This is a genomic window from Agrobacterium cavarae (genome assembly GCF_004310285.1).
Taxonomy (GTDB): Bacteria; Pseudomonadota; Alphaproteobacteria; order Rhizobiales; family Rhizobiaceae; genus Agrobacterium; species Agrobacterium cavarae.
On the sequence record NZ_SISF01000013.1, the window covers coordinates 68961 to 83075 of the forward strand.

General features: G+C 59.9%; 8 protein-coding genes. 5 read left to right on the top strand and 3 right to left on the bottom strand.

Annotated features, from left to right (window positions below; all coding sequences use genetic code 11):
• Nucleotides 1-153 precede the first annotated feature (153 nt).
• From EYC79_RS00325 to EYC79_RS00345, 5 genes are all read left to right on the top strand, one after another.
• Complete coding sequence (locus EYC79_RS00325; protein WP_130976838.1) at nucleotides 154-2082, top strand: autotransporter assembly complex protein TamA; 1929 nt, start codon at nucleotides 154-156, stop codon at nucleotides 2080-2082.
• A gap of 98 nt (nucleotides 2083-2180) precedes the next feature.
• Nucleotides 2181-6341: a translocation/assembly module TamB domain-containing protein gene (locus tag EYC79_RS00330; RefSeq protein WP_130976839.1), complete on the top strand. Its 4161-nt coding sequence runs from the start codon at nucleotides 2181-2183 to the stop codon at nucleotides 6339-6341.
• A gap of 210 nt (nucleotides 6342-6551) precedes the next feature.
• Nucleotides 6552-8336 carry a methyl-accepting chemotaxis protein gene (locus EYC79_RS00335; RefSeq protein WP_130976840.1) on the top strand — a complete coding sequence of 595 codons (1785 nt, stop codon included), beginning with the start codon at nucleotides 6552-6554 and terminating at the stop codon, nucleotides 8334-8336.
• Nucleotides 8336-8812 carry a chemotaxis protein CheW gene (locus EYC79_RS00340; protein WP_062424868.1) on the top strand — a complete coding sequence of 159 codons (477 nt, stop codon included), beginning with the start codon at nucleotides 8336-8338 and terminating at the stop codon, nucleotides 8810-8812. Before EYC79_RS00335 ends, EYC79_RS00340 begins: the two co-directional genes overlap by 1 nt.
• Before the next feature lie 318 nt (nucleotides 8813-9130).
• Nucleotides 9131-10900, top strand: coding sequence for a methyl-accepting chemotaxis protein (locus EYC79_RS00345; protein WP_130976841.1), 1770 nt, complete (start codon nucleotides 9131-9133; stop codon nucleotides 10898-10900).
• A 332-nt stretch (nucleotides 10901-11232) separates the two neighbouring features.
• Here the strand turns inward: EYC79_RS00345 and EYC79_RS00350 are convergent, their stop codons facing one another.
• The 3 genes from EYC79_RS00350 to EYC79_RS00360 all read right to left on the bottom strand — a co-directional run bounded on the left by EYC79_RS00350 (nucleotide 11233) and on the right by EYC79_RS00360 (nucleotide 14090).
• Nucleotides 11233-11643: a F0F1 ATP synthase subunit epsilon gene (locus EYC79_RS00350; RefSeq protein WP_112954622.1), complete on the bottom strand. Its 411-nt coding sequence runs from the start codon at nucleotides 11641-11643 to the stop codon at nucleotides 11233-11235.
• A gap of 87 nt (nucleotides 11644-11730) precedes the next feature.
• Entirely contained in the window at nucleotides 11731-13188 is a 1458-nt protein-coding gene (atpD, locus tag EYC79_RS00355) for a F0F1 ATP synthase subunit beta (protein WP_062444338.1), read from the bottom strand.
• 23 nt (nucleotides 13189-13211) lie between these two features.
• A complete protein-coding gene (locus tag EYC79_RS00360) occupies nucleotides 13212-14090 on the bottom strand; it encodes a F0F1 ATP synthase subunit gamma (protein ID WP_062424872.1) in 879 nt (292 codons plus the stop codon).
• Nucleotides 14091-14115: the final 25 nt, after the last annotated feature.

Consider the following 14115-nt stretch of genomic DNA (forward strand, 5'->3'; position numbering starts at 1 on the left):
CAGCAGCCAGCGTAAAACGGCAAAGCCGTTGTCTGCGCCGCAGGACTGCGACGAACGGGAGGCGGAGCGCGCGATTTGTTTTGGATCGCCACGCGCTTTAACGAAGGATAAACGGGCGGGAGCAATAATAAATGCTCAACCATAAAGCAGCGTATGCCAAACAAGCGGACTGACCAACGGAAGAGTATTGCGTACTGGAGGGCAGGCACTGCATTGGCGGTGGCGGCAGCCGTTACCTGTTCTCCGGGTTTCGTGCGCGAGGCTTTCGCGCTGAAGATCTTCGGCATCCAGCTGTGGGGATCCGACGACGACAAAGAGAATGAAGTTCTCAATCCCGTCAAATTTACCGTGACCCTCAACACGCCGGGCGCTGACAGCAAGCTGCGCGACAGTCTGGAAAACAGTTCTCTTCTGGTGACGGAGCCGGACAAGGCGGCGTCTGGCGATCTGGGTTTGTTGATCCGCGCCAAGGACGATCGCGACAGATTGGTTGCCGCACTCTATGAGAATGCGCGCTATGGCGGCCTCGTCAATATCACCATTGCCGGCCAGGACATCGATTCCATCCCGCCTGTTCCGACCTTCAACACCTCCGGTCCGGTTCCCATCGTCATCGATGTGACGCAGGGCCCCCTCTTCAAGCTCGGCACCGTTCGCCTGGAAGGGGACGTTGGAGGACGCACCGCGGCAGATTACGGTCTGGTTCCGGGCGGAGACGCAGGCTCGCTTGCCATCATTCGGGCCGGCAACAAGATCATTGAGGATTTGAAGGCGGAGGGTCACCCCTTTGCAAAGCTGACCAAGCGCGAGGCCGTGGCCAATCACGCCAACGATACCGTGGATTTGACGATGGTCGCAGACGCCGGCCCCGTTGCCGCGTTGGGGGATGTGGCCGTCAAGGGCGACCGGGCGGTCGATCCGGATTTCATTCGTCGCTATTCGCGCCTGAACAGCGGCGAGCCCTACTCGCCGGAAAGACTGCGCAAGGCCTCCGACCGCCTTCGCAAGCTCGGTGTCTTTTCCAGCATCTCCATCAAGGAAGCCAACACGCTGGCCCCGAACGGAACATTGCCGCTGACCATTGAAGTTTCGGAAGGCAAGTTCCGCTATTTCGGCGTCGGCGCGCAATATTCGACCACCGAAGGCGCCGGGCTGCAGGGCTATTGGGGCCACCGGAACCTCTTTGGAAAAGCCGAGTCGCTCCGCATCGAAGGTGCCGTCACGCGCCTTGGGGAAGCGTCCACCGTTCAGGACATGGATTATTCCGCCGGCATCACCTTCGTGAAGCCCGGGATCTTCACGCCGGAGACCACCTTCACCGCGAGCCTGAAAGCCAAGACCGAGCATCCGGACAGCTACGACGCCCAGACTGTCACGGCCTATGCCGGCTTTGCCTATGATTTCAACGACTACGACACCGCATCCGCCGGTCTCGAAGTCGAGTGGGAACAGACCGAAGATGCATTCGGCGAAAACCAATACCTGACGACGTCTGTCCCCTTGGAGTTCGTCCGCGACAAACGCAACGACAAGCTCAATCCGACACAGGGATTCCGCGCCTCGATTGCGGCCACGCCAAGCTATGAAGCCTTGAACGGCACGATCTTCAGTTCGCTCGAAGGCTCGACCACCGGCTATCTCGGCCTCGGCTCGGATGATCAAGTGGTGCTGGCTGGCAAGCTTGCAGGCGGCGTGCTGGTTGGCGGTGGCTCGCTGGAAGACATTCCCACCACACGTCGCTTCTTTGCGGGCGGTGGCGGCTCGGTGCGCGGTTACAGTTACCAGGAAATCTCGCCCTATGCGGCCAATGGCGAAGCGACCGGCGGGCGTTCCTATATCGTCACCTCGCTGGAAGCACGCATCAAGGTGACCGAGACCATCGGTATCGTGCCCTTCGTCGATGCGGGCGTCGTCTCCTCCGAGATCACCCCGGATTTTTCCGATATCCGTGCTGGCGCCGGCATTGGCCTTCGCTATCAGACACCTTTTGGACCCTTGCGTCTTGATGTCGCCATGCCGCTGGAGAAATATCCGAACGGCAGCAGCTTCGGCATCTACGCCGGTATCGGACAAGCCTTCTGACGCTGAAGAAGGTATAGCCAACCACGCCGGGCTTGGCCTCTCAAAGGCACAATGTCCACATCTGTCACGACGACGAAGCGAAGTGTAGATTATCCTTCATGACCATGCTGATTCGATTGCTGAAGTGGTTCGCCTATATCGCACTCGGGGCTGTCGCCCTTCTTGCGGTGGCGGTTCTTTTTCTGGGCTTGAGCCCCTTCGGCGCACGTTTCGTAGCAGACGAAGTCTCACGGCTTGCCTCCGGCCAGGATCGGACGATCACCATCTCGCCGCCGGAAGGCCTGTTGAGCGGCAGGCTGCGGCTGGACGCGGTGACGATTGCCGATCGGGATGGACCCTATGCCAAGCTCAACGGCGTCGAGCTCGACTGGTCGCCGCTCGATCTCCTGAGCGGTAAATTCCATGCCGAGAAGCTGACGGCCGCCACTATCACCGTCGATCGTCTTCCTCTTCCATCGACGGAACCGGCTGATCGGAGTTCCGGCAGCTTCACCCTGCCTGTCGAAGTGGCCATTGACGATCTCTCCCTGCCGAATATCGAACTTGGCCAAAAGCTTGCCGGCCGTCCGTTCTCGCTCAGCGCATCCGGCCATGGCTATGCCGCATCCGACACGATCACGGCCTCCCTCTCTGTCACCCGCAAGGACGAGCAGCGCGCTTCGATCGACGCCGACTTCGCCTATGTTCCGGGCGAGAACGTCCTGAAACTCAAGGCGCTGTTGAACGAACCGGAAGGCGGTCTGCTCGCCAATCTGCTGCGTCTTCCCGGCGCTCCCGCCGTCTCCATCGACCTCAATGGCGATGGACCGCTGTCGGACTGGACGGGCAAGCTCGTCGGCTCCGTTAGCGGAAATCAGGTCCTGACGCTTGATGGCCGTCATAGCCTGGCATCCGATGGAACGCGCCGGATCACGCTGCAGGGCGGCGGGGAGCCGGATCGGCTGCTTCCGCCACTGATGCGCCAGCTCTTTACCGGAGAGACCAAGATCGATCTTGCCACATCCATTTCGCCGGAAGGACGCATCAGCGTCGAAAGCGGCAATCTGGAAACCGGCGCGCTGATCCTGACGGCCTCCGGCAGCATCGATCCCCAAGGCCAGAACGATCTGACCGCCAATCTGATCGGCACCAACGGCCCCGTCGATGTGCGCCTGCCGCTTGGTCAGGAAGAGGTCCAGGCGCTGGTCGATGGCATCGATCTCAGCCTGCGCGGCAATGCCGATGCAGCCAGATTGAACACGGTCGTGTCGCTGCGCTCGCTCACCGCGCCGCAAGGCACGCTTCAGGGTGTGAAGCTGACCGCAACCAGCGACGATCTGAATGTCGCCAGCCGCACCGGCACGATCCGCACGCTGCTTGCCGTCGATCAGTCGGCGCTGACCGCGCCCGATCTGGAGCGTGCCGTCAAGGCACCATTGAAGCTCAGCGCGCCACTGCGCGTCTCGCCGCAATCCATCGCCTTTGAAGGCGCCACACTGGAAAGCGCCAGCATCGGCGGCACGGCAAGCGGCTCCTACGATCTCACCGAAGGCCGCGTCTCCTCCAACCTGCGCCTCTTCGTACTGCCCTCCGTACTGCCGACTGGTCTGTCTGAGAAATTCGACGGAACGATTGCGATTGACGGCTATGTCAACAGCCTCATCGGCGGCGCAACCAGCCTTGAAAACCTTGTGGTGAAATCGAGCACGCTTGAAGCCAATGGCGATGTGACCCTCGACAATGGGACGATCGGCGCAAAACTCTCCGGCCGCTTGCCCTCGCTGCAGAAGCTGTCACCGCAGGCGCAAGGGTCGCTCGACTTTTCGCTGGAGGCAAACGGCCCGATCAATGCGGCGGATTTCACCGCCAATCTCTCAGCCGCCCGTGCAACATTGGCCGGACGCTCACTGCAATCGCTCAAGGTTTCCGCCAGTGGGAAGGCGGATGTCGCAGCCCCGCAAGCCAAGTTCCAGGCAACCGGCACGCTCGACAACCAGCCGATCGATGCCTCTGCCGCGCTGGTACAGACGGGTAAAGGCACAGCCATTCCGGAACTGAACGTTAAGGTCGGCCCGAATGTCTTGACCGGCAAGCTGCAACTGACGCCGCAATTCCTGCCATCCGGCGACCTCTCCTTCGATTTCCCCGATATTTCGCTCTTGGCAGCGCTCGCCGCCCAGCAGGCAAGCGGCGACCTGAAGGGCGATGTCGCGATCAGCAATACCGATGGCAAGATCGCCGCCACCATTCGCGCCAGCGGCAACACATTACGACAGGGCACCACGACGATTGCCGGACTGGTGGCCGATCTGAAGGTGGACGATCTTCTGGCGCTCGCCATCAACGGCAATGTAAAGGCGGACAAGATCGATGCGGGTGCGGCGGCCCTCTCCGGCATCACGCTTGATATCGATCATGCGGCCAACGCCACCACATTCGATCTCAACGGTCGTTATGACAATGCGCCGCTGGTGCTCAAGGGTCGGGCAAACACCGGCGCCTCGCCGATGACAGTCTCCGTGGACGCCTTCTCGGCAATGCCGCGCGGGATTCCGGTGCGGCTTGCCGCCCCCACTGTGATCGCCATCGAAAACGGCGCTGCCCGTATCGCAGGTCTCACCATCCAGACAGGCAATGGGCGTGTCGATGTCAACGGGACGGCTGGGTCCACGCTCGATCTTAACGTCGCCATCCGCGCGCTACCCGCCAATCTTGCCAATGCTTTCTCTCCGGGGCTCGATGCCGCAGGCACCATTTCTGGCACGGTCGTGGCAAAAGGGGCCGCGACCGATCCGGCTGTCGATTACGATCTGACCTGGTCGGACGCAGCCGTGGCCCAGACGCGCGCCGCAGGCCTTGGCCCCTTGGGCATCAAGGCGAATGGCCGTTATGCGGGACAGACGGTGCGGCTTGATACGACGCTATCCGCAGGCGGCGGTCTGGCGCTTTCCGGCGGCGGTACGCTCGGCCTTGCTGGTGACCGACCGCTTGCCATGAGCTTCAAGGGCAATATTCCCTTTGCCGCGCTCGCAGCCCAGACATCCGCCCAGGGCTTCGTCGTCAACGGCTCCGCCGCTGTCGATATTCGCATCGAAGGTACCGCAACCGCACCCTCGGTGACGGGCACGATCACCACGGACGGCGCCCGCGTGACTGATGTTCGGCGCAATCTGACCATCAACAATATAGCCGCGACGATCAGCTTCAACCGTGATGTCGCCACCATTTCTCGGCTCACCGGCGCCATGTCAGGCGGCGGAACGCTCTCGGGCTCCGGCACCATTGGCATCAATCCCGGCGCTGGTTTCCCGGCCGATCTCAGCCTCACGCTGAACCGCGCCACATACGTGGACGGTACGCTGTTCTCCACCCAGGCCAGCGGTACAGTGACGTTGAAGGGGCCGGTGCTGACCTCGCCCATGTTGGCCGGAACGATCACGCTGGATAAGAGCGCCATCACCATCCCTGAGCGCCTGCCGGCCTCGCTGACGGAAATCGACATCAAGCACGAGAACGCTCCGCCTGCGGTCCGGCGCCAGGATGCGGAACTGCGGGCCGACCAGGGTGGCGACGGCACCTCCTCCTCCATCGGTCTCGACCTTCAGATCAATGCGCCAAGTGGCATCTTCGTGCGCGGTCGTGGTGTCGACGCCGAGCTGAACGGCAATCTGACGGTGCGCGGCACGGCGGCGAACCCACAGGTCTCTGGCGGTTTCACCATGCGCCGCGGCCGGTTGGAAATTCTGACCCGTCGACTCGATTTCACCAATGGCGACATCACGTTCGGCGGCGGCCTGATCCCCGTTCTCAATATGTCTGCCGATTCCACCGTAGGCTCCAACACCGTAACGGTCACCGTCAGCGGCAATGCCAACGATCCGTCCTTTGCCTTCAGCTCCTCTCCCGCGCTGCCGCAGGACGAGATCATGGCGCAGCTGATCTTCGGCCAGTCCATGTCGAAACTCTCGCCCTTGCAGATTGCACGGCTTGCGGATGCGGCAAGTCAGCTGGCCGGCGGTCGCTCCACCTCCCTGTTCGACAGCCTGCGCAGCAATCTGGGCATTGACGATCTTGATATCTCCACCGACGCCGAGGGGCGCGCGCGTGTCTCCGCCGGCAAATATATCAATGACAGAACCTATCTCGAGCTGGAGCAGAGCGGCGATTCCGGCGCCAAGGCGATCATCAATCTCGATGTCGGCCGGGGCGTGAAACTGCGCGGTTCCGCGGGCGCAGATGGAGAAGGCGCCGCCGGCATCTTCTACGAGAAAGAATATTGATCAACTTATGCGTGAACCATGAGATTTAAGGTGGTAACGTTAAGAGAATAGTCAAACTTTTTGAAATTCAGAGATTCTTAAATTTGATGGGCTAAAACAATTGTTGTTGCCCTGAACCATCCGCGCCGGTTGCGCTTAAGGCTCTTGTCTGCACGCAACGCAATAGTGGTGTGACCTTGCGGTTGAACCGTGAGTGATGGAGTTCACTGAATGCTTTCTCTTCCTGGAACCCATGCTAAGGCGGTTCTAGCCGCTCTTGGCCGTTCTTTGGCGATTATCGAATTTGATACTTCGGGAAAAATCCTGTCTGCGAATGAGAATTTCTGCGCCGCGATGGGTTACACAGCCGATCAGTTGATCGGCAAGCACCACAGCATGTTCTGCGAACCGTCCTACGCAAACAGCGATGATTACAGGCAGTTCTGGAAAAATCTCGCGGCTGGCCGTTTCGACAAGCGTCAGTATAAGCGGATCGCCAATGGCGGACAGGAAGTCTGGATCGAGGCCTCCTACAATCCGGTCATGGCCGGCGGCAGCGTCAAGAGCGTCGTCAAGCTTGCAACCGTCATCACCGAAACGAAGCGGAAAGCGTCCGAAGATGCCGGGAAGCTGGAGGCAATTTCGCGTGTGCAGGCCATCATCGAATTCACCCCGACCGGCAACATCATCACGGCGAACCAGAATTTCCTCGATGCCGTCGGCTACAAACTTGAAGAAATTCAGGGAAAGCATCACCGCATTTTCTGCGAAGACAGCGTCCGCAACGATCCGTCCTACAATGAATTCTGGAAGACTCTGGCTGGCGGCACATTCACCGCAGCCGAGTACAAGCGCTTGAGCAAAAGCGGCAAGCCGATCTGGATCCAGGCATCCTACAATCCGATCTTCGATGAGAACGGCAAGGTGTTCAAGATCGTCAAATATGCGACCGACGTGACCGATCGCGTTGTGGCTGTGGACGATATTGCCGCCAGCCTCACGGCATTGTCGAATGGTGACCTGACCGGCACGATCTCCGTGCCCTTTACCCCCACGCTGGAAAAAGTCCGCCACGATCTCAACGCCTCGCTGGAAAAGCTTCAAGGCGCCATGCGCGATGTGGCGAAAAGCACCAGCAGCATCACCATGGGTGCGCGTGAAATCAGCGACGCCACCGACAACCTCGCGCGGCGCACCGAACAGCAGGCGGCGGCACTTGAGCAAACCTCGGCGGCATTGCACGAGATCACTCGCACCGTGGCGCAAAACGCCGAGCGTGCCGAAGAATCAGGCCGCCTCGTTGCCAATACGAAGGCCGATGCGGAACAGTCGGGCCTCATCGTCGGCAAGGCAATCGATGCCATGGGCCGCATCTCGCAATCCTCCAACGAGATCGGCAACATCATCGGGGTCATCGACGACATTGCCTTCCAGACCAACCTGCTTGCACTGAACGCCGGAGTCGAAGCGGCACGCGCCGGGGAAGCCGGCAAGGGCTTTGCGGTCGTGGCGCAGGAAGTGCGTGAACTGGCGCAGCGCTCGGCCAATGCGGCAAAGGAGATCAAGACGCTGATCAACACCTCCGCCTCGCAGGTAAAGGAAGGCGTCGATCTCGTCGGCGAGACCGGCAACGCGCTCAGCAAGATCGTCGGCCAGGTGGCGGAGATCGACACCAATGTCGCGGCGATCGTCGAGACGGCGCATGACCAGGCCAACGGCATCAAGGAAATCAACCACGCGGTTGAAGCCATGGACACCAACACCCAGCAAAATGCCGCGATGGTGGAGCAGACGACCGCCTCCAGCCACGGCCTCGCGCATGAAGCACATGTCCTGCACGAACTTCTCGCGCAATTTAGATTTGAGAAACATTCTTCTGTTACGAATCAACCAGTGAAGCTGGAACAGAGAACGCCCGTTGCGCGCGCTCCGGAGAGGAAGCCGAAACCCGCGGTCTACGCGACATCCGGTTCTCTTGCTCTGGCTCCGACACAAAAGGATTGGGAAGAATTCTGATGGCAATGATCAACTCGACAAACTTCGGCGGCGAAACCCTCGAAATCATAGCGTTTCGTCTTCACGATCAGGAATTCTGCGTCAAGACGACCACGATCCGCGAAATCCGCGGCTGGGCACCGTCCACGCCCATCCCGCATGCGCCACCGGATGTGATCGGCGTCATGAACCTGCGCGGCTCGGTCATTCCGATCATCGACTTGGCTTACAAGCTTGGCATGACGAGCACGGTTGCCAATGAGCGCAGCGCCATCGTCGTTGCCGAAGTGCATAATATGGTCATCGGCATGCTGGTCGACCGCGTCTCCGACATTCTGACAATCCCGGCGAGCCAGGTTCAGCCGGTTCCGGAAGTCTCCGCCTCCTTCGACAAGTCCTTCTCCGAAGGCATCATCGCCAACGAGCATGGCATGATCTGCTTCCTGAACCTAGCCAAGATGTTCAAGGGAACCGATATGGATGAACTGGCCGCCTGATCGGCGCCTCATCTTCAAGACCAATCATCAAAGCCGTGCGGGTACCTCCGCGCGGCTTTTTGCTTTTCCCGGGACGCCTCGCGGAGGGAAATACCGGAAAGATCCCGCTGACCACTGAAGCCGTCACCGCACCACACAAGAGTATTTTCTACACGTCATTATTGCGCTCGCACTAAGAAAGAAACTTTTAATATTAATTTGCTCTAATACACCCAGACGAGCGCATAATCGATCCGGCCGATGCGCAAGTAACGGGCGTTTTTGTGCTCAGTAAACCAGGAGCACGACCACAACATTTCGGCTGTCCTGGAGAAGAAAATGTTTTGGCTGGTAAAGAGCGCAGACAAGACCAATGTTTTAAAGGCATTCTCCGCATCGCAGGCCGTGATCGAATTCGATCTGCACGGCAATGTCCTGGATGCAAACGCGAATTTCTGCGCAGCACTGGGCTATGAACTGTCCGACATCGTGGGAAAGCACCACCGGATCTTTTGTGATCAGGACTTTGTCAACTCCCCAGACTACCGCGACTTCTGGAGTGCACTCGCGTCAGGTTCCTTCAAGACCGGCGAGTTCAAGCGGCTGCGCAAAGACGGGCGAGAAATCTGGATCGAGGCGTCCTACAACCCCGTCTTTCGCGGCAACAAGCCCTACAAGGTCGTGAAGATCGCCAGCGACATCACGCAGAAGAAGCTGAAGGCGAAAGAGGACAACAGCAAGCTGGAAGCGATCTCCCGCTCCCAGGCGGTCATCGAGTTCACACCAGCAGGCGACATCATCACCGCCAACGAAAATTTCTGTCGTACTCTGGGCTACGGCCTGAACGATATCCAAGGCCGTCATCACCGCATGTTCTGCGAGCAAGCATACGCCACCTCGGAGGCCTATCGCGATTTCTGGCGACGGCTGGCCTCCGGCGAATTCATCTCCGATGAGTTCGTCCGATTTGGCAAGGATGGCAAAGAGGTCTGGATCCAGGCAGCCTATAACCCCATCCTTGACGACCGCGGCGCGGTGGTGAAGGTGGTGAAATTTGCCACCGACGTGACACCACGCATGAGTGCGATCTCGACGCTTGGCCTGGCACTGCGCGCACTCGCTGAAGGCAATCTGCGCCAGAGGCTCGACACCCCATTCGTGCCCAGCATGGAGAAGCTCAGAAGCGACTTCAACGAGGTCATCGAGAAGCTGCGCATTACGATGCAGACTGTGGCACAGAACTCCGAGATCATCGCCTCCGGCTCGGCAGAGATCCGTGTCGCCGCAGACCAGCTTGCGCAGCGCACAGAGCAGCAGGCAGCCTCTCTGGAGGAGAGCGCCGCAGCGCTCGAGGAAATCACCACCACGGGCGCGGACGCCAGCCAGCGGGCCGATGAGGCGGGCCGCCTCGTCAGCGCGACGAAGGCGAACGCCGAGCGCTCCGGCGAGATCGTTCACCGCGCCATCGCCGCCATGGACGCCATTTCCCATTCCGCCGGCGAAATCACCAACATCATCACCGTCATCGACAGCATCGCCTTTCAGACGAACCTTCTGGCGCTGAATGCTGGCGTTGAGGCGGCACGCGCGGGCGAGTCCGGCAAGGGCTTTGCTGTCGTGGCGCAGGAGGTGCGCGATCTTGCACAGCGCTCCGCCGCAGCGGCCAAGGAGATCAGGCAACTGATCAATGCGTCGGGCGCGCATGTGGCGCGCGGTGTGGGGCTGGTGGGCGAAACGGGGGAAGCCCTGAAGGATATCGCATCCCAGGTCGAGTTGATCGACACCAATGTGGCGGCCATTGTCGAAGCGGCACGCGAACAGGCGTCAGGCCTCAGCGAAATCAACAATGCCGTCAACCTCATGGACCAGGCCACGCAGAAGAACGCTGCCATGGTGGAAGAGACGACGGCAGCCAGCCATGGGCTTGCACGTGAGGCCGAGACGCTCCGCCAGCTTCTGACCCAGTTTGATGTGGGCTTTGCGACCGGAGCCTCGTCTGCTGCGCCTGCTCCCGCCCGAGAGGTCATGACACCTGTGAGACACGCGCCGACTCGACGCTATGGTTCAGCGGCACCGGCCGTCGTTGCGGCGGAGTGGACGGAGTTCTGAAAGCCGACAGCATCGGCTCGAAAATCGGAATCGATTTTCGGAAAGCACGATGCAACGATCAAGGAAGATTGAGCATCCTTTGTCCGTCCAATAGGACACACGGCGCTCTGATTGTTCTCGATATGGAGTGTGACCATAAACCGGGTGATGTTGCCGGCATGAGGTAGGCTGGGCAATGTCGACAGTCGCATTCGACGCCCCATGGCGGTCTATACTGCGCTGGATATTTCCACCGTTGTGAGCGGCACCCAAAACAAAAAAAGCGGTCACCAGGACCGCTTTTTTCTCATTTCCTATGTGGACGGGTGCTCGCGCGACCCCGCCCGGTCCTTTCAAGCGGCGACGAGAACCTCGTGCAGGTTCGTCAGCTCGTAAAGGTGCTTTTCCAGCTTCGTCAGATGATCGTGGTGGTGGTTGCCTTCCTCGATCTCCGAACGGGCAACCGCGATGCGCTTCTGCAGGTCGTCCGGGCTCATGTCGTCAGCCGAAACGGCCGATTCTGCAAGCAGCGTGCAGCCGGTCGGCAGAATGTCGGCAAAGCCGCCGAACACCACATATTTATGGGATTCGCCAGATGCCGTCTTCAGCGTGACGATGCCGGGCTTGATCGTTGTCATGACCGGTGCGTGGTTCGCCAGAACCGTCATTTCGCCGTCCGTTGCCGGAATCACGACTTCACTGACCGTCTCGGAAACCAGCAAACGCTCGGGAGAAACAAGTTCGAATTTGAAAGTGTCGGCCATGGCTATTCACTTCTTCTGATTGCGCGACAGACGATGTCGCGGGGGGCAACGGCGCGCGGCGAAAAACCGCGCACCAGTTCAATCACATCAAGCGGCTTCGCCAGCCAGCTTCTTTGCCTTCTCGATGGCTTCGTCCATGGAGCCGACCATGTAGAATGCCGCTTCCGGCAGGTGGTCGTACTCGCCGTTGACGAGACCCTTGAAGCCCTTGATCGTGTCTTCGAGAGCAACCAGCTTGCCCGGAGAACCGGTGAAGACTTCGGCAACGAAGAACGGCTGGGACAGGAAGCGCTCGATCTTACGGGCGCGGGCAACCGACAGCTTGTCTTCTTCGGACAGTTCGTCCATGCCGAGGATGGCGATGATGTCCTGAAGAGCCTTATAGCGCTGCAGGGTCGACTGAACCTTACGAGCCACGTCGTAGTGCTCTTCGCCGACGATCAGCGGATCGAGCATGCGCGACGTGGAGTCGAGCGGGTCAACAGCCGGGTAGATACCCTTTTCAGCGATCGAGCGCGACAGAACCGTCGTTGCGTCCAAGTGGGCGAACGAGGTTGCAGGTGCCGGGTCGGTCAAGTCGTCGGCGGGAACGTAAATGGCCTGAACCGAGGTGATCGAACCCTTGGTCGTGGTGGTGATGCGTTCCTGCATCTGGCCCATGTCCGTGGCAAGCGTCGGCTGATAACCAACGGCAGACGGGATACGGCCGAGCAGAGCGGACACTTCCGATCCAGCCTGCGTGAAGCGGAAGATGTTGTCCACGAAGAACAGAACGTCCTGACCTTCATCGCGGAAGTTTTCAGCGATCGTCAGACCGGTCAGAGCAACGCGAGCACGTGCGCCTGGCGGCTCGTTCATCTGGCCGTAAACAAGCGCAGCCTTGGAGCCTTCGCCGCCGCCGTGCTTGTTCACGCCGGACTCGATCATTTCGTGGTAAAGGTCGTTACCTTCACGGGTACGCTCACCCACACCTGCGAAGACGGAGTAACCGCCATGCGCCTTGGCGACGTTGTTGATAAGTTCCATGATCAGAACCGTCTTGCCGACGCCAGCGCCGCCGAACAGGCCGATCTTGCCGCCCTTTGCGTAAGGTGCGAGCAGGTCAACGACCTTGATGCCGGTGACGAGGATTTCCGATTCCGTCGACTGGTCGACGTAGGCCGGGGCTTCCTGGTGGATAGAGCGCTTGGTTGCCGTGTTCAGCGGACCAGCTTCGTCTACCGGCTCACCGATGACGTTCATGATGCGGCCGAGCGTCTCAAGACCGACCGGAACCGAAATCGGCGAACCGGTGTTCGCCACCGGCTGGCCACGAACCAGACCTTCGGTCGAGTCCATCGCGATCGTACGAACGACGTTTTCGCCAAGGTGCTGCGCGACTTCGAGAACAAGGCGGTTGCCGTTGTTGTCGGTTTCGAGCGCGTTCAGGATCGCCGGCAGTTCGCCTTCGAACGCAACGTCCACGACAGCGCCGATAACCTGCGTAACCTTGCCGGTAGCGCCCTGGGTCGCTGCGGTCTTAATGGGGGTAGCTGCCTGAGCCATTATCCTTACCCTCTTTCCTTACCTCAGAGCGCTTCCGCGCCCGAAATGATTTCGATGAGTTCCTTGGTGATCTGAGCCTGACGCTGACGGTTGTAGGAGAGCGTCAACTTGTGGATCATTTCACCGGCATTGCGGGTTGCGTTGTCCATCGCGCTCATCTTTGCGCCCATTTCGCCAGCCACGTTTTCCAGCAGTGCGCGGAAAACCTGAACGGAAATGTTGCGCGGAATGAGGTCTTCCAGAATGGAGGCCGCATCCGGCTCGTATTCGTAGATCGCAGTGTTGCTGGTCGCTGCCTGTTCGACCGTCGGAACAGCAGCCGGGATCAGCTGGAGGCCGGTCGGGATCTGGCTGATGACGGATTTGAACTCCGAATAGATCAGCGTGCAGACATCGAACTCGCCAGCGTTGAAACGGGCAATGATGTTCTTGGCGATCGTATCGGCATTGGCAAAACCCACCCGCTTCACGTCACGCAGTTCAATGCGCTCGATGATGTTGGACGAGAACTCGCGACGCAGGCTGTCGTAGCCCTTCTTGCCGACCGTGATGATCTTGACCGTCTTACCCTGCGCCATCAGCTTGCGGGCTTGATCGCGGGCAAAGCGGGAAATCTGTGAGTTGAAACCGCCGCAAAGACCGCGCTCGGCCGTGCAGACGACGAGCAGATGCACATCGTCCTTGCCGGTTCCGGTCATCAGCGCCGGAGCGACATCGGCTTCCACCGCCTGAGCGATGTTGGCCAGCACGGCGCTCATGCGCTGCGAGTAAGGGCGGGCGGCCTCCGCAGCTTCCTGGGCGCGCCGAAGCTTCGCCGCGGCGACCATTTTCATCGCCTTGGTTATCTTCTGCGTCGCCTTTACGGAGGCAATGCGGTTTTTCAGATCCTTTAGTGAAGGCATCCGTTATCCGTCCCAGTCAGAGCCT

Bases quoted from the DNA above. Each gene is read 5' to 3' on its own strand.
- EYC79_RS00350 (WP_112954622.1), bottom strand. From the start codon at position 11,643: ATGGCCGACACTTTCAAATTCGAACTTGTTTCTCCCGAGCGTTTGCTG.
- EYC79_RS00330 (WP_130976839.1), top strand. From the start codon at position 2,181: ATGACCATGCTGATTCGATTGCTGAAGTGGTTCGCCTATATCGCACTC.
- EYC79_RS00360 (WP_062424872.1), bottom strand. From the start codon at position 14,090: ATGCCTTCACTAAAGGATCTGAAAAACCGCATTGCCTCCGTAAAGGCG.
- atpD (WP_062444338.1), bottom strand. From the start codon at position 13,188: ATGGCTCAGGCAGCTACCCCCATTAAGACCGCAGCGACCCAGGGCGCT.
- EYC79_RS00325 (WP_130976838.1), top strand. From the start codon at position 154: ATGCCAAACAAGCGGACTGACCAACGGAAGAGTATTGCGTACTGGAGG.
- EYC79_RS00335 (WP_130976840.1), top strand. From the start codon at position 6,552: ATGCTTTCTCTTCCTGGAACCCATGCTAAGGCGGTTCTAGCCGCTCTT.
- EYC79_RS00345 (WP_130976841.1), top strand. From the start codon at position 9,131: ATGTTTTGGCTGGTAAAGAGCGCAGACAAGACCAATGTTTTAAAGGCA.
- EYC79_RS00340 (WP_062424868.1), top strand. From the start codon at position 8,336: ATGGCAATGATCAACTCGACAAACTTCGGCGGCGAAACCCTCGAAATC.